Source organism: Sporosarcina cyprini (assembly GCF_022048975.1).
Taxonomy (GTDB): domain Bacteria; phylum Bacillota; class Bacilli; order Bacillales_A; family Planococcaceae; genus Sporosarcina; species Sporosarcina cyprini.
In genome coordinates, this window is sequence record NZ_JAKMHX010000026.1 from 1 (window position 1) to 19,350 (window position 19,350).

Genomic DNA, 19,350 nt, shown 5'->3' on the forward strand with positions numbered 1-19,350 from the left:
GAAATGAATCTCGTCCAATCGATGTCCCGCAGAGGCAACTGCTGGGACAATGCATGCATCGAAAGCTTCTTCGGCAAGTTGAAGACAGAGATGCCGGGTTTCTCTACTCCAGAGACCCAGGACGAGATGATCCAAGCCGTCACAGATTACATTGCCTATTATAACGGAATTCGGCCCCAATTGAAATTCAAGATGAGTCCGATTGCATATCGGCTGGCGCAAGCTGCCTGAGCGGATGAACGGGTGGTACTAGCTGGCGACTTTACTTGGAGAGGCAGGCATGATAGCCTTGGCGGGCCGAACCAGCCTCCGGAGCTGGTTTCCTGGTTCGGGAAGCATGCCTGTAGAGGCTCCGAGTCAAGTCGCAAATAGATGTATTAAGAAACGGAAAAGGTCTGGCAACAAAATGAATTGAGCGGTTTATAGAGTGTCTCCTTGACAGGGTGTAAGTCATGGGTTATGCGCGCCTGGCCAGGGGGGATGCGCGGGTACGGGCGGTTTATGCGCGGGCAGGTGGGTTGGACGAAGAAGTAAGATTCGCGGGGGTAATTCAGTTTTCTGAATCCTTTTATTCGCGCGTGGTGATTTTGACAAACTAGTGGGTGGTTTTTCGGTACTGATTAATTTAATAGATTCTACTATTTGGAGGATAGAGTAGGACTGGAAGTGTGGGAGATGCTTCTTATGTGAGGATGGAGGTACTTATACGCGAATTTATTAGGGGTATGTGCGTGTTTCTAGGATTTGTACACTGCGATCATCCATAAACTAATAGATTCTATTTTTGTAGTGGTAGAGTAAATTGACGTTGGTTTATTGCCAAATGAAAAAACCGCCACGGGGGCGGTTTTATAGAGCTTTGTCATGCAGAAAGTTTTTTACAACGTGATGGTCGTTTTCGTATTTTTTAAATGTATAGCCTTCTTCCTTCAACCATTCGATGATGGCGGGAAGAGCTTTGGTTGTCTGGCTTCGATCGTGCATCAGGATGACAATGTCGCGGTCGCCCGCTTTCTCCGCTTTGGCGACTCCCTCTTTCACATTGGCGATGATTTTCTCGGTTTCCTCCTCTGTGAATCTCCAGTCATTGGAGTCGACGTCCCAGTCCCACATTTTGTAGCCGCCTGCTGCCAGCTGCTTTTGCATATCGGGTGTGACATGCGGTTTGCTGCCATAGGGCACTCGAATCAGTTTCGTGCTTTTTCCTGTAATTTTTTGAATGAGCTGTGTGCTTTCTTTCATTTCATTCATGAATGAGTCGGTGGATTTATACACAAGCTCTTTGTCATGGGTCATGCTGTGGGAACCGATATAATGGCCATCCTTTGCGGCAGCCTTCACAATCGATGGATTCTTTTTCATATGTTTGCCGAGGAAAAAGAAGGTCGCCTGCACCTCTTGTTCTTTCAACGTCTTCAAATTGACGGTCGTGAATTGGTTTGGTCCGTCGTCAAATGTTAAATAGACATTCGGTTTCTTCTTGGCTGTTTCCGGACTTGTCGGCTTCACCGGTTTTGGTGTTGGTTTAGGTACTGGCTTGGCGGCCTCTTGCTGCTCCAAGCGATAATGCTGGATGGCCTGTTGAAAAGCGTCGTACCCGGAGTGCTTGTAATCTTCCCTAAAAATGCGGATCGTCTTTTCCTGTGGAAAGAAGTCCAATTCAAAGCCGATCTCTTTGGCGATGTATTTGACACTCATGTAGGTCGTTCCATCGATCTCCCTAATTGGGGACCAGGACAGCTCTTTTCCATCCTTTGTTGTGATGCCGGTTACCGGATCGAAACGGAATTCCATTCCCCTCTTTTGGATGACCGTTACACCTTCCACGACCTCAACGGGCAAGTACAGGTATTTCGCCAAGTCTTTTAGCGGGACTTTGGTGTCCCCGTCCACTACACGAACATCCTCTATCGGTAAGATCCGATCATGCAGCGCAATCAGCCGTTGTGAGGAAGGGGTTCCTTGAGATGCCGCGGCTGCGTTCGTCCCTGTTCCAAGGAGCAGCCCGCAAATAAATAATAAAATGAGTGCAATGCTGAATTTTTGTTTCATTGTCATCTGCTCCTTCCCCGCAATGTCTCTTTATTATATCAATAGGATGAAAAATTAGACCGCAAAGGTTCTGTTTTGAAACGAAAACTTTTCGCCTTATTTCGTTCACGCCCCGAAGTTTGCTGACTCTTGGAAGTGCCTGTTGTTTTCTTGGCGGATCGGTTTGTTTTGTGCGTCTTGTGGCTGGCAGTGATTTCTTGGACTGATGAGTAGTATAAGCAAATAAAAAATGAAAAAAACGGCTCCCTGCAAAGGGAATACCGCTTTTATTCGATAAACATATATTTCATATAATTTTTCCACCCGAAGGACTTCCAAGCTGTTTTGGATGGAAGCTCCAGTGGCATCGGCAGGAAGATTCTTGTCGGCGAGTCATACTCGCGCAGATTTCGTTCGTCCAAGGCAACATCGCCAATGGCCAGTCCTTCCGAAACGACAGCCCGGTCGTAATACTTAAATGGGATGGTCAGCTGAACAGGTATAGCGTTTCCGCTTTTATCGATTTTGAAAGCAGTGGCCGTTTGGCGGTCCACATTGGTCAGCCATTTTTGCTTAATGGAGACGGCATCTGCTTCATTGACGACAATGAACGTGTTCACATTGGCTCCGAATGGAATTTCTGCTGAATCAACGGCCACGCGGACTTCATAAAATTCGAGTGGATTTTTCTCTTTTTTCGGGCTCAGCTCGGCATATGCCTGCTTCCATTTGGATTCGGGAGCCGGCACTTCCGATACAGACAAGACATTCGCTTCAATCGGCGACTCCATGCCATCCTGTTGAATGACGACTTCGTCGCCCACTTCGATTTTTTGCCAATCCTTTACGTTGGCATAGGTTACTATTTGCTTCTCCTCCGTGAAGATGTCAACGGACACAATGGATCCATGACGGTTGACGTCCGAGACTATTCCATCAATCGGGCTAATAAGGGCTGCGCGCGAGGACGGCTGGGACAGCTGGGTCTGGACTACCGCCAACTTCCGGTCGATCTCGGCCAATTCCTGTTCCGCTGCTGCGATGGCTTGGGCATAGGCCCCGTCTTGTTGGACATCGACTTGGACATTGACGTTCAACTCAACTTCTTCACCATCCGGCGATTCGGATGTAGTTACGTTAGTACCATTGTTCCGGCCGCTGCTTGCCCGTTCGGACTGCAGTTCCGATAATGTATTTTCTACGCTTAGCTGTTGTTCCAGCAGGCCTTCTTCTTCTGCTTCCCACGCAGCAATTTGAGAGTCGGCTTTTTCGGATTGCAAGTAAGCCAGTTCGTCACCGGCTGCTACTTGGTCTCCTTCTTGGACAAGCCATGTATCGATCGCCTCATCACTTCCAACATAAACGGTATATAATTCGGCAGGCGCGACAAGGCCTTCTTTCGCAAGCTGCTCGTCGTAGTGGCCTTCCGTCATGCGCTCGTATGTTGAAACATAGACTGACTTTTGAATTTTACTTTCATCGGAGAACAATAAAAAAGAATTGACCGCAATGAACAGGCTGATGACAAAGGCAATGGAGATCGATAGGCGTTTATTCATCAGCTCCCACCTCCGACCACTTTATAATAGAGCGTTTCGAATGGAATAAAACCGACAGCGGCAGTGATGAACGCCATAATCAAATGAATGCCGAACAATGTCCAAAGCAGATGGCGTTGCTCCCTCATGCCTTCAAAACTGCGAATATATCGATATTGCAAAGCGATGATGAGTGCTCCGGTAATCGTCAATTGATTTAAAAAGAGAATCAAATACCAGTTTTCCAGAACTGTCGCAGCTAGAGGACCGAAAGACAAGAAAGAAACGCTAGCCGATGCACCTTTTACAGCGAACACAAAAAAGACAAGCGCTTTTTCCAAGAGCAAGAGCCCAGTAACGAGCAATTGCAGCGGCAGCAACTTTCTGAAAGGAATGGATGTAATCAAACTGAGTATGTATGCGATCCCGTAATAATGAAAGGCCATATAGAGAATAGCCCAAATGAGCGTGCCGGCAAGTGATGCAATCCGCGCCAGCGTATAATCCTCCAGCGACATGGTGGCGAGTAATGGCGTCAGCGCCTCCGTTCCCATCCCCCAAATGTTTCGGAAGGCAAAGAGGAACAGCCCTGCTAGAATAACAAAAAAGACACGGCTTCCGTATTTGCGCATCGTGGCTGTTTGGAGGCTTCCCGCAAGCTCGTGCGGCCTGGTCAGGTAGTGCCAAAACTTAAAATCAAAAAACATAGCGACAATCCTTTCTATGCCGAACCTTGTATAATCCTGTATCTCCTACTTTATCAAATATATATAGATTTTCAATGAAGAGATGGAATCATTCTTACTATTTTCAGGAATAAATTGTATAGCCTTTGGACATTCTGTAATAACACGCTACATTTCCTGTGAGAGACATTTTTTATTTCCCGGGAAATCGACAAAGGAGCAGATGTGAATGAATCAGGAGGAATTCTATCGATTCACCTGGAAAGACGCAGTTTTCGGATTGACCGGTTCCACTCTCTTCATCTTAGCCCTGCACTTTTTAACTACTTAGACATACTAGCAGCCAAGCGAGCGTTTTCTCATCTCTTTACCCGCTTGGAAACTAAAAAAAACACTTATCGGCATATTTTTCCGATAAGTGTTTTCATGTTGTAGTATTCACCATTCGTGCATTCCTTCCGTCAGTTCGTTAAATAGAGTACGATTGTTAGTTTCGAGGGCATAATCAATCATCCTCATTTTATTGGTTTCTTCCAATTCGGCGACGATGTTCTTTGTTTCTTCCACCACCACTTCCGGTATTTTCATCTCCACATTGAATGTGCCTTCTAGCATAGAAGAGAGATGCAAATGCAAATCGGAAATTAGTAGAAGCTGATAGAGTGGCAGGCGGAGAAAACGGGTGCCCCGTTGAAAGACGAATACCTCGCCTAAATTCTCAACTTGTAGACTTTTCATGTTGATGACAATTTCTTTTCCCTCTGTAGGGACGAATTGATACACTTCGCCTCCTTTGATAATCGAAAAATATTGGTACGCAAATACCAAACGCAGGCGAAAATCTTCTTGGCTAGTAAAAAACGGCATCATGCGCTGTACTGATAACATCGTTCTCCCTCCGTATTGAATATTCCGATTATTAATACCATTCTATCATAGGACGAACTGTTTTGTGAATGATATGTTTCTATTTTATTCATACGGCGCAGTTTTGATCTCGTTATTTGAAGATAGTTGTCTTCTGCGTAGGCGGATTGTTTAAGAACAAGGTCATTTGTCTCGGCTTCGTGCCGATGTTCAGTTCCGCTAGGCGGTCGACAATTCGTTTGTTCATATCGAAGGGTGCATTCGTCCGCTTCCTGATCACAATATGATTTGTCTCCAAATCGACTAGGATCGAATGCAAATGTCTCGACCGGCTGCCATACGGCCTGCTCCACTCTTGGACGGCGGCATCCTGTATCTGCTGCAGAAATAGCCTTGCCTGTAAATCGTGTACGTACAGTACGAAACTTTCCATTAGGTCACCTCTATTCGAATGTATTCATTTACGTTTCGTGTCTGGAACCATTATAATGGAGGGAATGCTAAGTTCAGGGAGTGATCAGATGCACCTAACGGCTGAACGTGTGTCTTATTTGCATGAACAAGATATTGAAGAATTAATGAATGTAATAAAAGAGACGTGCCGTCCTTCGGTCGAAAAGGAAGCAGCTATTGTCCAGCGTGCTGTTCATCTCGTCAGGCAAGGCGCTGTCCAGCAATATACCTACTCCGATGACGAAGTGGTCGTCACTCTTTCCGCTGTCGTTCCTTTTACGGTTCGTCTAGCGTTTGGAAGATCGAGTGCGAACTGTACATGCCCCACACCAGGGATATGTGAGCACGTTGTTGCAGTGGCGTTCCATTTATATATGCAATTCAATTCACTGAGCGAATGGCTGCAGGAATGGAGGCAGTCTGAGGTTCAGCAGCTGGCGTTGAAAATATCCGAACGGACGCCGGAAGCCTGGATCAGTGTCCTCGGTAGACTCATGGATCCGATACGGGCCATGTCGCCTTCTGAAAGTGCGAGTGTGTTTCTGCATGAAACCGATCAGGCTGGACAGCGGATGCTTCCACTATCGCCTTTTGAATATGAGTGGAAGCCGCTTTTTGAACTGTATTACCAACTTCTCCTCATTGACGCAGCCATGCCCTATTTGCAGAAGAATATGGACCTCATTACAGGGGATGCGCAACATTATCCTGAATGGCAGCTGCTCGCTTGGATTAGATCTCAGTTTGAAAAGATACAAAAAGTCGTCAAATCACTCGGATCACGGCCGAGATTGTTTGAAACAGATCCCTTCTATGAAAAGGCGAAGGATCTATTACGCGGCATGGTGCTTGGGCATCAGGGTCTTTTCCGGGAACGGATCCTCACCTACATCCTCCTTTGGGACAAGCTTTTTACTGAAAACGCCGCCCGCGAAAAAGAGCGTCTACATCTTCAGCAAGAGACAGCCAGCGAAAAGGTTTTTCTCGAATTTGCGCTGGATTTAATTCAAAACAATCAGGCCCAATTGGAGGAAATCGCACTGCGTGAAGGCGGTGAGCGGATTGATTGTTGGCTGCCGATTGCGGATTACTGTTTGTCCATTGAAATGATGGATGCGCTAAACACGGTGATGAACACGATTTATCCGCATATTGCAAAGTACTACAAGTCTGAAGTACCTTTCCGGAATCGACTGAACTTCATCCGGAAGATTGACGGCTTGCTGGAAGAAGCCGACTTCTCTGGAGAAGAGCGCGAACGGATGTTTATGAATTATGGAATGGCCTCGGTGCCTGTTTACGCTGATTTCCTCATTGAACGGGAACGCTTCGCCGAATGGTCTGCACTCATGCATCGTTTTGACGTTTCCTTCGATTCCATTGATTCGGATACGTTCCGGTTGGTGAGCCAGAAGGATCCAATGGCCGTCATGCCTTTATTCCATACGTACGCCATGCGGTTTATTGGCGAGAAAAACCGGCATAGTTATCGCCGGGCTGTCCGGATTTTCAAAAGGATGCGCACTTGTGCAAAAAAAGCAGGACAAATCGATTTTTGGAACCGCTATATCGATACAGTCCGTGACCAATATCGAAGACTTCGAGCTTTGAATGAAGAGATGGAGAAAGGGAATCTGAACTTATGACAAACATGAATTTGCTGCAAATCCAGTTGAAGATGTCAGTTCAGCAAGCGGGCCCGGGCCGCTATGCCATTTCGGCGTTAGATGACGCGATGCCTGTCCCTGCTGATAAACTGGCTTCCTATCTCTTTTTCAGTAATCAACAGGCTCTCTTTGGCTTGCTCGTGGCATCGGAAGGCAATGCTTTATTGCTAAAAACAAGCGAATTCCTGCAAGTGTTTCTGGATACAAACGCCCACCCTTTCGCCATTTTTTCTGGACGGACAGAAATGGATGCACTTCAAATCGAAGACTTCAAGATAGCGGCACACTTATGGAAAAACCAAGAACTTTGGAAGTCCATTCGCCTGAACGAAGATAGCATACCGGAATTTGATGAGATGGAACTTGGCATTAATGGTCAAACAGCTGACATCCTGCGAGATGCGTTTCTTGAAAAGGTAATGGAAACAGGGATTCGAAGCGACCAATTGCCTTCTTTGCTGGCGCATTTGAGAGAATACGGCTGGCCAGAGGGACCCGCTGGAGATTTGCCAATACAAGTGGCACTCCGCTTGACGGAGCCCGAGGAAGATACGGATTCGGAATGGCTGCTGGAGACAGTTCTCGTCAATGAACGCGGAACCCATTGGACGCCCGCCGTCCGCAAACGGAATGCACCGATTGTAGATGCGCTGCCGCCTAAATGGGCCGACCTCCATGAGGCGATTGATCAGCGGCAAAATGAAATGGTATCCTTTTTGCGATCTGTCGACGCTTCGCCCGACGGAAAATTCCTTTCCCAGCAAATGAGCGATGCTGATGTGCGGCTCTTCATTCAGGAAGACCTGCCGTTATTCCAATCATTCGGATATCCAGTCATTCTGCCCGCTTGGCTCAAATCCGTAACCGAATCCAAAATGCGTGTGCGCACAAGCGCTGGAACTGCGTCTTATCGTTCAGCTGCCGGATTGAATGAAGTGCTTTCTTTTGACTGGAATTTCTCCCTTGCCGGCAAAGAGATGGACAAGGATGAATTCCGCAAGCTCGTCGATGAAAACCGGGAATATATCCGGGCTGGCGACGAGTGGTTTCATCTCGATCCCACCTGGTTGAAACGAATCCGGGAATTAATGGATCGCGCGGATGCCGGAGAATGGACGGTTAAAGACCTGTTATTTCAGGAAGTGCCTGAAGAAATAAGCCCGCTCGAGTTAGATGAAGAACCGGTTGATCCGCTGTTCTCATTTACGCTGCAAAAGTCGTTGCAGGATTACATCGAAATCGTTTCCTCGAAAAAAGGGCTTCCTGCTGTTCCGATTTCACCTTTATTGCGCACGGAATTGCGTCCGTACCAAGTGGAGGGCTATAACTGGCTCGTCTTCATGCGTGAGCACCAATTCGGCGCTTGTCTGGCCGATGATATGGGTCTCGGTAAAACGGTGCAGCTCATCACCTACTTGCTGCATATTCACCGAGAGGCGAAAACAAGCGAGGATACTCCGCCTTCTTTGATCATCTGTCCGACGAGCGTGATGGGCAACTGGCAAAAAGAGCTAGAACGGTTTGCTCCTGAATTGTCTGTGCATATCCATTACGGCCCGTCTCGCGCCAGAGAAGAAGAATTTGCTGAGCTCATAAAAGAGAAGCATCCGGATGTAATTTTGACGACATACGGAACTGCGACGCAAGATGGAGAAACGCTCGCATTGTCTACGTTTTCAAGCATTACACTCGATGAGGCCCAGAACATCAAGAATATGCAAACGAAGCAATCGAGAGCGATCCGCAAATTAACGGGACGTCACCATATCGCATTGACCGGGACGCCGATCGAAAATCGGTTATCCGAGTTGTGGGCAATTTTCGATTTCATTCATAAAGGATATTTTGGCAGTTTCCGTCGATTTACAGAAGACTTCATTATTCCAATCGAACGGGATGATTCCGAGCTGATGAAGCGGAAGCTGCGTTCCAAGATCCGTCCCTTCCTGTTGCGCCGGACGAAGAATGATCCGGACTTGCAATTGAATCTGCCGAAGAAGCTGGAACAAAATGAGTACTGCCCGTTGACGACCGAGCAGGCCGCTTTATATGAAAGCTTTATTGATGATACGAAATTCAAGCTGGAAACATTGACGGGCTTTGAACGGAAAGGGCTCATTTTGAAGATGCTGAGCCGGTTGAAGCAGCTTTGCAATCATCCTGCACTTTTCTTAAAAGAACCTCACGCGCCTGCTACGCAGATGCTCGCGCGATCCGAAAAGTTGGAACGAATCGTTTCAATGGCTGCTGATATCGCGGAAAATGGTGAACAATGTCTCATTTTCACTCAGTATATCGGCATGGGGAACTTGATCCGCCAATGCTTATCCGAGCTATATGATATTGACGTGCCTTTCTTGACCGGCAGTATGCCGAAAGGCCAGCGCGATGCACTTGTCGATGCTTTCCAAGCCGGCGAGTTCCCGATCTTCATCCTTTCTTTGAAGGCGGGTGGGACCGGTTTGAACTTGACGAAAGCCAATCATGTTCTGCATGCGGATCGCTGGTGGAATCCGGCTGTTGAAAATCAAGCGACGGACCGTGCGTACCGGATTGGCCAGACAAAGTTTGTCCATGTGCATAAGTTTGTGACGGTCGGTACGATTGAGGAAAAAATTGATAAGATGCTGGAAGAGAAGGCGAAGCTATCTGCCGATCTCATCCAATCGAGTCAATGGCTCACCGAATTATCGGATGCTGAATTGGATGACCTGTTGACATTTGAACGCTGATGGAAGGCCTCGGATATTTTCCGGGGCTTTTTTTATGGCATCGGCTCCCGTATTCGCTTGGTATGTAGAGACACCACTTTCCTGCCTTGTTCCTGTTTCTCAAGCTGTTCCAGCCGCTCGCTCATATTGGCTACGATCCGGATGAGTTGTCCCACTTGCAGCTCCATTCGGATCAACCCCTTTTCAACTCGTTCCACGGTTTCTCCCCTCCCCTTTATAACTTGGAGCGGAAGCGATCTCCGCCCCAAGTTTCAATTTTGGCGTAAACTGTTTAACTATTACCCCTAATAGTTTCAGGACCCGCCTGCTCAAACGGTTCCTGTTTGTTGAAATACGACCGGTCCCCCAACCGGTTCGTATTTGTTCTCCTCATGCAAATTCATTCCTCGTATTTCATTCATTCCACCTATTCAATTCATTCCACGATCAAGCGGTTTTCCGTCCCTCCTCCTTTGCTGCCCATCAAAAGATCGGCAATTCTTCCTTCTCCTTCTCGGTCAGATGAAAATGCGCTTTTACATACGCTTCATCCGCTCCATTTGCAGCTTCACTTTGCGGGCCCCCTGCGGATTCCCCATACAGGTTTTCGTCCTCGCGCTTTTTTGTAGCCAAAAACCTCACTTCGTCCGCAATGACCTCGGTAACGAATGCCCGGGTCCGATCCTCCCGTTCATATGTACGGGACTGAATTCTTCCACCGACACCGATTAACGAGCCTTTGCCGCAATGCTTCACTGTGTTCTCCGCTAATTTGCCCCACGCCGTGCATAATACGAAATCAGCCTCGACCTCACCTCTTTGGTTCTTAAAGTTGCGATTGACAGCCAATATGAAGCTCGACTGCTGTCTTCCCTCCGGCAACCTTCTTAGTATCGGGTCTTTTGTAATACGCCCAACGAGTGCAACTTGGTTCACTTGTCTCCCCCCTTTCGTAGGTCGCCTCTATCATACTAGAGGACCAGTAATTGTCCAAATAGTGAAAACCCAACTTTCATGCACTCTGAAGGGTCAATTCCAAGTTTTCTCTCTGGCATTTAATTGCCAAACCATCCGTGAACCTTATCTCCTAGCGGTTTCCTAATTTATCTCATTCCGGTGATAATACGACTTTGCCCTATTTACAAAAAAGTTTTTGAAGCTATGGTATAATCGAAGAAAAATGAGTGGGGTGGCGCGTTGAAGACGTTCAAAATGATCTCTGTCGGAGTGCTTCAAGACAATCAAATCCAAGACTTTCCTTTGATTGACGGAATCATCATTAATCAGGAAAACAGTCATCGAATGTGGATTCTGGAAATGTTCATTGATCAGGAATATAAAGAGCTTTTCGAGAACTGGAAAGCGACAGAGGAATTGCTGGAATCCCGCGTCGTCATCTCCTATCCGGAAAATGAGCCGGCCGGATTTTTAGTCGCGGTGGACACGGTCCAAGAAATCGGCGATCACATTTCCGTGCTCTTGAAAGGGCGTTTGAAGCGAGCACGCTCCCAATACGCGGAGCACTTACTCGAAGAATTAATTACCGAAGGCTTAAGCGGCCAAGAATTGCTCGCACGTTTTGAACACGACATGCGTTCACGTCCTCGCTTGAAAAAGGACCGCAATTTAACTTGAACCCTCTATTATGAGGGTTTTTTGTTTGGAAATTTTATGGTTACGGGAGGATGATCGATGAAATGGAATGGCGGGGAAAATATACGAGCGGTTCAGGGGAATATATGAGAGGTATAGGAAGATTTACGAGCGGTTGCGGCGGGAATCGAGCGGTTGAAAAATTATACGAGAGGTTGGCAGGATAATCGAGCGGTTAGATCGAATAATCGAGAGGTACGGGAAGAAATACGAGCAGTTGGCCGAACTATAAACAGATCGTCTTTCTTAACAGCAGTCTTCACGAAAGGCATAGCCTACATAAGAGGCAACTGATCCGCGGGTAATGGTTAGTACTTCGCATATTTCGTCGCGCTACATGCACTTGACCATTTAGGGGGTTGGTGTTGAGCACTCCCTCTCCATTGAGAAAGACCGCCCTTTAAAAAAGAGCGGTCTTTCACGGCTTGCGGTTAGCGGTTGTTGTTCCCATTACGGTTCATTGTACCGTTATTTCGGGAAGGGGTTGTTGTGTTCTCTTCGATGATGATTTCTTCAGTCGGAGCAGTAGTACCATTCATATCGAGATGACGGTCATTGACGCGGCCATCCAAGCCGTTACGGTTGGTATCATTGAGGATACCGCCGTTCGGATTGTTATTGTTATAACGCTCCTGACCTGTGTTGATGCCGTCCATGTTTGGACCAGTTTGGCCATCATAAACACGCGGTGTCAGATCTCGGTTCTCCAAGGCTTCCATCGGTGTTTCGTTTTTATTCGGAACCGTGTTATTGTTGGTACCGCAGCCAGCCAATACGACTCCTGATACGAATAGAACTGGAATCACTTTTTTGAACATGAAAATTCCCTCCTTTCCACAAGCCGTTTCTCATACATATCCTGTATGATACTTTGTAGGTTGGCTCAAAAAGAGGGAACTATCCATCATTCTTTATTGTTGTTCAATTTGCTCTTTTAGTATTGATTCGATGAATACAGCTTCGGCTTTACAGTCATACTCATAGTGCGTGTTGAGTTGCTCTTGCATCGTTTGGATAGCCGCAATTTGCTCATCGGACGGTGGTTCATTCAGGATTTTATAAATCACGTCATTAATCCGTTGAGCCAAGTCTTCATGGAACGTAGGATCCATTTTGACTTCATCCGGGATTTTTGAATACCATAGCGCTTTCGTCGTAATATACTCACGCCATTCTTCAATAAAATCCTCGATGCTGTATTCTTCTTCGCTCCACCCAATATTGGCCATGTACTGTTCGAACGTTTGTGTAATGGAACGGGTGATGCTGCTTTTTATATTTGGAGAAAGATCTTTGAACATAACTTATTTGTTACCTCCCACTGTAAAGTGCATTGCAGTTGTGGTATGTAAAAAGGTGGATGAAAAAATGATGCCTTTTCCCCTCGTTTTGGAATTCACCCAGTCCATTTTGCCTGTTCTTCATCCCTTTTCATCGGTCTTTTTAAATACCGCGGCAAAGACACTGCAATGTTCATTGTAACGAAAATTTAATGTGTGCGCAAATTTAGTTTTCCTTGTTTTGCTTGTCACCTAAGGCAAACGTGATGTCTGCTTCGCATGCGATTTCTCCATCAACGGTCGCGATTGCCTTGCCTTTGCCGATCATGCCGCGCATTCTTGTGATTTCCACTTCCAAGCGCAATGTATCACCAGGTGTCACTTGACGTTTGAACCGGCAATTATCGATTCCTGCAAAAAATCCGATGCGTCCGCGGTTTTCTTCTATTGAAAGCATGGCTACCGCACCGACTTGGGCAAGTGCCTCAACAATCAGTACACCCGGCATGACCGGATAACCCGGAAAATGTCCATTGAAAAACTCTTCGTTAATCGTTACATTTTTTATTCCGATTGCTTTTTTTCCTTCTTCCATTTCCAAAATACGATCCACTAACAGGAATGGATAGCGATGCGGAAGAATTTCTTGTATTTGTTGTGCAGTTAGCATGTATCGTCTCTCCTTGGCCTATGTAATGTTTGGGTTATGGTCCAGTTCCTCTCATAATATCAAGAACATGCGTCCATGTCTCCTTTTTGAGTACGTCGCCCGGACTGCCATCGCCGATATACCCGTAACCGATCATGGCCCCGACCACTGCTGCTCCAACTAGCAGGAGCAAGACGAGGATAATTCGTAGCCAGATGGGAAGGATTCGCACTTGAACCCAAAATTTATTTTTGACTCGTTCCTCTTTTACCGTGTCCGGCTTTTTCCCCTGTCGATTCCTAGCCGCTCGTGTTGCTGCCACAGGGGAATTCACCGTGGTCTCTTGACTTGTTTGATTCCATTCCGGATTATTCCGTTTTTCATCTAACATAATAAAGACTCCCTATCAGAACTCATCGTATATTGTTGATCAGACCAAGCATTTGATCGGCCAATGTGATCGTCCGTGCATTGAATTGGTAGGAGCGCTGGACGTTGATGAGATCCGTCATTTCTTTCTCATAATTGACGTTCGACGCTTCCAGTTTTTGATTTTCCATGCCAATGATTGCGCGGTCTGCACCGTTTAATTCCGTTACTACATCGCCTGCAGTCACGCCAAGTTCATTTAAATTGGCAGGCAGAGCGAACAACGTGTCTGACAAGCGTGACATGAGGTTCGGCCGCTCCATCACGGTCACTCCTAATTGGATCGTTTCCACAGTTCCATTGTTCTGTGTCACTTCCAGCACGCCGCCTGGACGCATCGAATATTGTTTCACATCATCGCGGAAGCTAACCGCATTCCCTGCGCTGTCCGCGACTGGATAACCGTCACCGTTCACAAGCATGAGGCGTCCGCCGTCCACTGGCGAAACATAGAAGCTTCCCTGACGCGTATACACGGTCTGCTCTCCATTTTCACCTGGCATAAGCAAGTTAAAGTATTGCTTCGGTTCCGTCAGAGCGAAATCCAGATCCCGCCCCGTCACCTGCAAAGAACCTTGTTTCCAGTTCACCATGGCCGGTCCTAACACCGCTCCGACGCCATAGCGTATGCCCGCTGGCGTTTGGCGCTGCGCCGTATCGGCCTTGTCGTTGTTGAACTGCTGGTACAGCATCTCGTGAAAATTGACTCCGCTCGCTTTATAGCCGTTCGTTGCCGAGTTCGCGAGGTTATTGCCGATAATATCTATATTCTGTTGCAGTTGCGTCATCGTGTTGACCGCGGTTGTCATAGTTCGTATCATATTGCAGTCCGGCTCCTTTCCCCTTTACGCCTGCACGTAAAGGCTTTCCGTGTTACTCAATTATCCATTGACCCGTCCGATTTCCGTGACCGCTTTTTCCATACTTCGATCATATGCCTGCAAGATTTTTTGATTCGCTTCGAAAGCCCGGTAGGCCGCCAGCATATCTGTCATTGTGCTTCCCGCATCGACATTCGATCCTTCCAAATAGCCTTGCTGGAATGAATAGCCGACGCCCGCCACACCACTCGCATCCGGCAAGTTACCGTTTTGAGCAGAAAACAGACCATTCCCTTGTTTTTGCAAGGTTTCCGGCTGTGCTGCATATGCGACGCCAAGTGTAGCAGCTGTCGTTTCCCCTACCATTATATCGCCTTCGCTCGTCAGACGGAAGTCGTCATTTGGCAGCTGAATTCGCTGTCCGGCTGAATCTAGGACATAATACCCCATCGGATTCGTTAGGTAGCCTTGTGCATCCATCGTGAAATTACCGTTTTTCGTGTAAACTTCTTGTCCATTACCATTCGCTAATCTGAAAAAGATCGCCCCGGCTTTTCCTGTTTCCGGATCGACCGGCAAAGCGCCATCCACAAGGGATACATCCGTCGTCAAGCCCGTTTCTCTTAATTGCCCCTGCGCAAAAAGCGGTAAAGTTTCCTGCATGTAAACGCCAGTTGAGATCGGTCCTACTGGAGACAAACCTTTCAAAAGCAATCCATCTTTCGTCGGAATGCGCGCGGCATTAATGCTCGACATGTACATTTCCGGAAAAGAGCGGATAGAGGACTGCTCTGCTTTAAATCCTGGTGTATTCGCGTTTGCCAAATTGTTAGCCAGCATTTCCGTTCTGCGTTGCTGGGCAATCATGCCAGAGCCGACTGTATAAAATCCACGGAACATGCGTCCGCCTCCTTCGTATGGTAAAGCCTTTTGAGCGGCTTTGCGATTTGATTAGTAATGCCCTTTGACCTTATCAATATTCTCAAGCAAAATTCCAGTGCCAATGGCTACACAGCTTAGTGGATTGTCCGAAACAAAAACAGGAACTTTCAATTCTTCCGCGAGCAGCTGATCAATGCCATGAAGCAATGCCCCGCCGCCTGTCAGGAAGACGCCACGGTCGATAATGTCAGCGGACAATTCCGGCGGCGTTTTCTCCAGTACATTTTTAGCCGACTGGATGATCAAGCTGACCGATTCCGTCAGCGCCTCCAATACTTCTTCAGAGTGGATCGTGATCGTGCGCGGCAATCCTGTCACCATATCACGGCCCCTGATGTCCATCTGTTCCTTCCGGCTTCCCGGGAAAACCGTGCCGATTGTCACTTTGATGGACTCCGCCGTACGTTCCCCAATGAGCAGCTTATATTTCTTCTTGATATACTGAATAATATCGTCGTCGAACATATCGCCAGCGGCATTGATCGATTGGGACGTCACAATATCCCCCATCGACAGGACCGCAACATCCGTCGTGCCGCCACCGATGTCAATGACCATATTCCCGCTCGGCTGGAAAATATCCATGCCGGCGCCGATCGCTGCGACTTTCGGCTCTTCTTCCAAATAGACTTTTTTTCCACCCGATTTTTCAGCCGCTTCCCGGATCGCTTTCTGCTCGACACTCGTAATATTTGTCGGGCAGCAGATCAGGATGCGTGGTTTGGATAAAAATCCTTTGACGTTCAATTTATTAATAAAATGCCGAAGCATTGCTTCTGTCATATCAAAATCGGCAATTACGCCATCTTTCATCGGGCGAATGGCAATAATATTGCCCGGTGTCCGTCCGACCATTTTACTAGCTTCCTCTCCAACCGCCAATACGCGACTCGACTGCTTGTCTATCGCCACAACGGATGGTTCATTTAGCACAATCCCTTTCCCTTTCACGTGAATCAACACATTGGCCGTACCAAGGTCAATGCCGATATCTTTAGCGAACATTTTTCACGATACCCCTTCCATCATCCTGGACATGTCTGTCTCGAACATACTCTACTAACTTATAATTGTAGCATAGACATACTGTATTGAACATATAATTCCACCATATTTTGAAAGGAAATTTAGTATTTTCGTCACGATTTCAGATGGAGGAAAAAGGGATGCTTTTGATATGGATTTGGAGAGCGCGGCCTTTGCTTTTTACATATTTTTAGTCTTATTTGAATGGAGAAAAAAACAGTTCCCCTGGATTACGGACAACACAAAAAAAAGACAGGGTATCCGCCGGATGTTCGCGTCCCCGTCTCTTCATCTCACCCATTCCGAGCCTTATTATGTTCATTCATCCACTTCATCCGTGTTGCTTCACCGCCTCTTAAATGTCTGACAGACTTATGATAGGCCAAAACTTTGGCGACTTCCTCCGACAGCTCTACATCGACATTCGGCAACCGTTCCGTCAAATCCTTATGGACCGTGCTTTTGGAGTAGCCTGTCGCTTTTGCCAGTGCCCGTACGGTAAGTCCAGTCTCCAGCAACATTTTGCCGAGGCGCACGCATCGCCTCCGAATTTGCTCGTGCACGCCCTCTTCCTTTCCTGTCAGCTCCATTTCTTCCTTTATCGTATGCGGCAAGTTTGTTAGATATGCGAAGGGAGATGGAGAGCGGAGGAAAATTGGTGAGTAGTTGTTGAACGGATGGGTGGACGTTTGATCAAGGTGAAGACGGATGGAAAGGTTAGAAAAGAAATGGAACTCTTAAAGAAATGATCAAGTTATGTACAAAGTTGTAAATGTAAAAAAGAGCTCTCCTCCTGAAGAGCCCCCTACCATTATGTGATTTTGTAAAAGCTTCCTTTACTTTTACCGACCATCTGTAGTTGGGGGATTCCGGCCAATAGGTATTGTGCCGTATGTCGGTTATCCAAAAGGGTAAACTTGCGAAATTCTTGATTGGTGATTGTATTTTTATTAATAAAGAACCATTCTCTCACCGCATTTTGATGTTCTGACCTTCCGAGGTGGTTGCAAATCAGGCATTTCCATTTTCGATTCATCCAACGCATGGTCAGTTGATTGCACGACGGGCAGTGAACACCGGGCATAATTTCGCTCTGCTGCAAAGAGTATCGCTCCACTAACGGGAATGGATTGAACGGTCGGTGTGCACTGACTATTTTATTGGCCAATTTGTGTATTGTTTGCCTATTAAGCATATCACGTTCAATTTTCAAATTACGCAGATACGCAGCGATTTCATAAGTAAAGATTAAATCCACGGGAGGCGTCTCCTCAAATTGCAACTCGTTATTATAAGCAAACGTGACAATGCCTTCAATTGGCACATCAATCTGCATTTGGCTCAACCATACTCGCAAAAGATGAATTTTCCGATCCAACTCAGTAATGGGACTGCGGAAAGGAAATCTTTCACCATTTGGCGTTTCTTTGATAAACTGTAGTGGTTTCGTTTTCACAATAATTTTCTCCGCCAAATTCTTCACTTCGGAAATAACAATTTTTGATGGTGTAATTAATAGGGAATCAATTTGAAAATAAATACCATCCAGTTTTAAACAAACATCATGCATTATCGCATGAGGGTAAGAGGGCTTAAATTCGGATATATACCGATCATACTGCCTCTCTCCACTATAACCAGCCTTCATATTATATATCCGCCGGGCAATATCACTCCGAATCGGATGATCTTGTGCAATCCTCCTTTCCAAAGTAATCAATCCATCAATTTCTAATGGCACGCTTCTACTTTTATAAATCAATTTCCACCACCTCCTGTCTATAGTGTAAACTATCCGCAAAATAAATGGAATAATCTGAACAAAAAGATGAGTTTTCATAAGCTGTTTTGTCCAAAGTTGCAGTAGTTTCGCTCCAAAACTTAGTTTCGGCTACTTAATTAGACAGGGGTTTCTTTTTTCAAACCAATTAGTTGGTCTATTATCACGATTTGATTGCCTATTTGGATGTGTCCCTTGTTCTGGTGACGTAAATAGATTTGATTAATCGAGCACTCTTTTCACTAATTCGAGGACTTCCCGCTGACATTCGAGGACTCTTCGCGTTATACGAGGACTCTTGCCGACTTACGAGCAGTCTTCCCGCACTTATGAGCAGTCTTTCGCTTATACGAGGACTTTTTGCAATATACGAGCACTACCGGTCATCTATCAATGTCTGGTCACTTTTTGTATGTTTTTATTAAAATGTGCACCCTTTCCCAAGCAGCAAAATGAATCGAGCACTCTTGCCACTTATTCGAGGACTTCCCGCTGACAATTGAGGACTCTTTACGTTATACGCGGACTCTCGCCGACTTACGAGCAGTCTTCCACCACTTATGAGCAATCTTTCGATTATACGAGGACTTTTTGCAATATACGATTACTCCCGGTCCTCTATCAAGGTCTGGTCACTTTTTGTATGTTTTTTATTAAAATATGCCACTGATCCCGAGGAACAAAATTAATCGAGCACTCTTTTCACATATTCGAGGACTCTTTGTGTTATACGAGGACTCTTGCCGACTTACGAGCAGTCTTCCACCACTTATGAGCAATCTTTCGATTATACGAGCACTTTTTGCAATATATGAGC

At 46.4% G+C, this 19,350-nt stretch carries 21 protein-coding genes; 5 read left to right on the forward strand and 16 right to left on the reverse strand.

Going from position 1 to position 19,350, the window contains the following annotated elements:
* Positions 1-231, forward strand: a 231-nt coding sequence (locus L7D49_RS11150) for an IS3 family transposase (RefSeq protein WP_238080921.1), incomplete at its 5' end; no start/stop codon positions are given.
* A 618-nt stretch (positions 232-849) separates the two neighbouring features.
* On the opposite strand, the gene L7D49_RS11155 is transcribed toward L7D49_RS11150, so the two are convergent.
* The 5 genes from L7D49_RS11155 to L7D49_RS11175 form a co-directional block, all read right to left on the reverse strand.
* A complete protein-coding gene (locus L7D49_RS11155; protein ID WP_238080922.1) occupies positions 850-2,052 on the reverse strand; it encodes a polysaccharide deacetylase family protein in 1,203 nt (400 codons plus the stop codon).
* Between the two features lie 266 nt (positions 2,053-2,318).
* The gene (locus L7D49_RS11160) at positions 2,319-3,590 is read right to left on the reverse strand and encodes an efflux RND transporter periplasmic adaptor subunit (protein ID WP_238080923.1); all 1,272 of its coding nucleotides are present in this window, start codon (positions 3,588-3,590) and stop codon (positions 2,319-2,321) included.
* A complete protein-coding gene (locus tag L7D49_RS11165; protein WP_238080924.1) occupies positions 3,590-4,276 on the reverse strand; it encodes a hypothetical protein in 687 nt (228 codons plus the stop codon). The genes L7D49_RS11160 and L7D49_RS11165 overlap by 1 nt, the downstream gene beginning before the upstream one ends.
* Before the next feature lie 417 nt (positions 4,277-4,693).
* On the reverse strand, positions 4,694-5,143 hold the full coding sequence (locus tag L7D49_RS11170; RefSeq protein WP_238080925.1) for a transcriptional regulator: 450 nt from the start codon (positions 5,141-5,143) through the stop codon (positions 4,694-4,696).
* A 112-nt stretch (positions 5,144-5,255) separates the two neighbouring features.
* Positions 5,256-5,555 (reverse strand): hypothetical protein, encoded by a 300-nt coding sequence (locus L7D49_RS11175; RefSeq protein WP_238080926.1) that lies wholly within the window; start codon positions 5,553-5,555, stop codon positions 5,256-5,258.
* A gap of 88 nt (positions 5,556-5,643) precedes the next feature.
* On the opposite strand from L7D49_RS11175, the gene L7D49_RS11180 reads away from it, so the two are divergent.
* Complete coding sequence (locus L7D49_RS11180) at positions 5,644-7,221, forward strand: SWIM zinc finger family protein (protein ID WP_238080927.1); 1,578 nt, start codon at positions 5,644-5,646, stop codon at positions 7,219-7,221.
* Positions 7,218-9,974 carry a DEAD/DEAH box helicase gene (locus L7D49_RS11185; protein ID WP_238080928.1) on the forward strand — a complete coding sequence of 919 codons (2,757 nt, stop codon included), beginning with the start codon at positions 7,218-7,220 and terminating at the stop codon, positions 9,972-9,974. Before L7D49_RS11180 ends, L7D49_RS11185 begins: the two co-directional genes overlap by 4 nt.
* A gap of 32 nt (positions 9,975-10,006) precedes the next feature.
* On the opposite strand, the gene L7D49_RS11190 is transcribed toward L7D49_RS11185, so the two are convergent.
* Positions 10,007-10,171 carry a hypothetical protein gene (locus L7D49_RS11190; RefSeq protein ID WP_238080929.1) on the reverse strand — a complete coding sequence of 55 codons (165 nt, stop codon included), beginning with the start codon at positions 10,169-10,171 and terminating at the stop codon, positions 10,007-10,009.
* Between the two features lie 265 nt (positions 10,172-10,436).
* Positions 10,437-10,889, reverse strand: coding sequence for a single-stranded DNA-binding protein (locus L7D49_RS11195; protein WP_238080930.1), 453 nt, complete (start codon positions 10,887-10,889; stop codon positions 10,437-10,439).
* 261 nt (positions 10,890-11,150) lie between these two features.
* Between L7D49_RS11195 and L7D49_RS11200 the strand changes: the two genes are divergently transcribed.
* Entirely contained in the window at positions 11,151-11,588 is a 438-nt protein-coding gene (locus L7D49_RS11200) for a YwpF-like family protein (protein WP_238080931.1), read from the forward strand.
* Between the two features lie 62 nt (positions 11,589-11,650).
* Positions 11,651-11,773 carry a hypothetical protein gene (locus tag L7D49_RS20230; RefSeq protein ID WP_269135961.1) on the forward strand — a complete coding sequence of 41 codons (123 nt, stop codon included), beginning with the start codon at positions 11,651-11,653 and terminating at the stop codon, positions 11,771-11,773.
* A 264-nt stretch (positions 11,774-12,037) separates the two neighbouring features.
* On the opposite strand, the gene L7D49_RS11205 is transcribed toward L7D49_RS20230, so the two are convergent.
* From L7D49_RS11205 to L7D49_RS11245, 9 genes are all read right to left on the reverse strand, one after another.
* Positions 12,038-12,424 (reverse strand): hypothetical protein, encoded by a 387-nt coding sequence (locus L7D49_RS11205; protein ID WP_238080932.1) that lies wholly within the window; start codon positions 12,422-12,424, stop codon positions 12,038-12,040.
* Between the two features lie 93 nt (positions 12,425-12,517).
* Positions 12,518-12,907 (reverse strand): hypothetical protein, encoded by a 390-nt coding sequence (locus L7D49_RS11210; RefSeq protein ID WP_238080933.1) that lies wholly within the window; start codon positions 12,905-12,907, stop codon positions 12,518-12,520.
* 205 nt (positions 12,908-13,112) lie between these two features.
* Positions 13,113-13,556, reverse strand: coding sequence for a 3-hydroxyacyl-ACP dehydratase FabZ (fabZ, locus tag L7D49_RS11215; RefSeq protein ID WP_238080934.1), 444 nt, complete (start codon positions 13,554-13,556; stop codon positions 13,113-13,115).
* Positions 13,557-13,590: 34 nt separating this feature from the next.
* Positions 13,591-13,926, reverse strand: a complete 336-nt coding sequence (locus tag L7D49_RS11220) for a DNA-directed RNA polymerase subunit beta (protein ID WP_238080935.1) — start codon at positions 13,924-13,926, stop codon at positions 13,591-13,593.
* 22 nt (positions 13,927-13,948) lie between these two features.
* On the reverse strand, positions 13,949-14,785 hold the full coding sequence (locus L7D49_RS11225; RefSeq protein WP_238080936.1) for a flagellar hook-basal body protein: 837 nt from the start codon (positions 14,783-14,785) through the stop codon (positions 13,949-13,951).
* A gap of 60 nt (positions 14,786-14,845) precedes the next feature.
* On the reverse strand, positions 14,846-15,685 hold the full coding sequence (locus L7D49_RS11230) for a flagellar hook-basal body protein (protein WP_238080937.1): 840 nt from the start codon (positions 15,683-15,685) through the stop codon (positions 14,846-14,848).
* Between the two features lie 51 nt (positions 15,686-15,736).
* Entirely contained in the window at positions 15,737-16,732 is a 996-nt protein-coding gene (gene mreB, locus L7D49_RS11235) for a rod shape-determining protein (RefSeq protein ID WP_238080938.1), read from the reverse strand.
* Between the two features lie 314 nt (positions 16,733-17,046).
* Entirely contained in the window at positions 17,047-17,316 is a 270-nt protein-coding gene (locus tag L7D49_RS11240; RefSeq protein WP_238080940.1) for a sporulation transcriptional regulator SpoIIID, read from the reverse strand.
* Positions 17,317-17,564: 248 nt separating this feature from the next.
* Complete coding sequence (locus tag L7D49_RS11245) at positions 17,565-18,515, reverse strand: nuclease-related domain-containing protein (RefSeq protein ID WP_238080939.1); 951 nt, start codon at positions 18,513-18,515, stop codon at positions 17,565-17,567.
* Positions 18,516-19,350 lie beyond the last annotated feature (835 nt).

Excerpts from the sequence above, each read along its gene's own strand:
- L7D49_RS11155 (WP_238080922.1), bottom strand. The coding sequence starts at position 2,052 with ATGAAACAAAAATTCAGCATTGCACTCATTTTATTATTTATTTGCGGG.
- L7D49_RS11210 (WP_238080933.1), bottom strand. The coding sequence starts at position 12,907 with ATGTTCAAAGATCTTTCTCCAAATATAAAAAGCAGCATCACCCGTTCC.
- L7D49_RS20230 (WP_269135961.1), top strand. The coding sequence starts at position 11,651 with ATGGAATGGCGGGGAAAATATACGAGCGGTTCAGGGGAATATATGAGA.
- L7D49_RS11175 (WP_238080926.1), bottom strand. The coding sequence starts at position 5,555 with ATGGAAAGTTTCGTACTGTACGTACACGATTTACAGGCAAGGCTATTT.
- mreB (WP_238080938.1), bottom strand. The coding sequence starts at position 16,732 with ATGTTCGCTAAAGATATCGGCATTGACCTTGGTACGGCCAATGTGTTG.
- L7D49_RS11205 (WP_238080932.1), bottom strand. The coding sequence starts at position 12,424 with ATGTTCAAAAAAGTGATTCCAGTTCTATTCGTATCAGGAGTCGTATTG.
- L7D49_RS11220 (WP_238080935.1), bottom strand. The coding sequence starts at position 13,926 with ATGTTAGATGAAAAACGGAATAATCCGGAATGGAATCAAACAAGTCAA.
- L7D49_RS11170 (WP_238080925.1), bottom strand. The coding sequence starts at position 5,143 with ATGTTATCAGTACAGCGCATGATGCCGTTTTTTACTAGCCAAGAAGAT.
- L7D49_RS11230 (WP_238080937.1), bottom strand. The coding sequence starts at position 15,685 with ATGTTCCGTGGATTTTATACAGTCGGCTCTGGCATGATTGCCCAGCAA.
- fabZ (WP_238080934.1), bottom strand. The coding sequence starts at position 13,556 with ATGCTAACTGCACAACAAATACAAGAAATTCTTCCGCATCGCTATCCA.
- L7D49_RS11180 (WP_238080927.1), top strand. The coding sequence starts at position 5,644 with ATGCACCTAACGGCTGAACGTGTGTCTTATTTGCATGAACAAGATATT.
- L7D49_RS11165 (WP_238080924.1), bottom strand. The coding sequence starts at position 4,276 with ATGTTTTTTGATTTTAAGTTTTGGCACTACCTGACCAGGCCGCACGAG.
- L7D49_RS11225 (WP_238080936.1), bottom strand. The coding sequence starts at position 14,785 with ATGATACGAACTATGACAACCGCGGTCAACACGATGACGCAACTGCAA.
- L7D49_RS11160 (WP_238080923.1), bottom strand. The coding sequence starts at position 3,590 with ATGAATAAACGCCTATCGATCTCCATTGCCTTTGTCATCAGCCTGTTC.
- L7D49_RS11185 (WP_238080928.1), top strand. The coding sequence starts at position 7,218 with ATGACAAACATGAATTTGCTGCAAATCCAGTTGAAGATGTCAGTTCAG.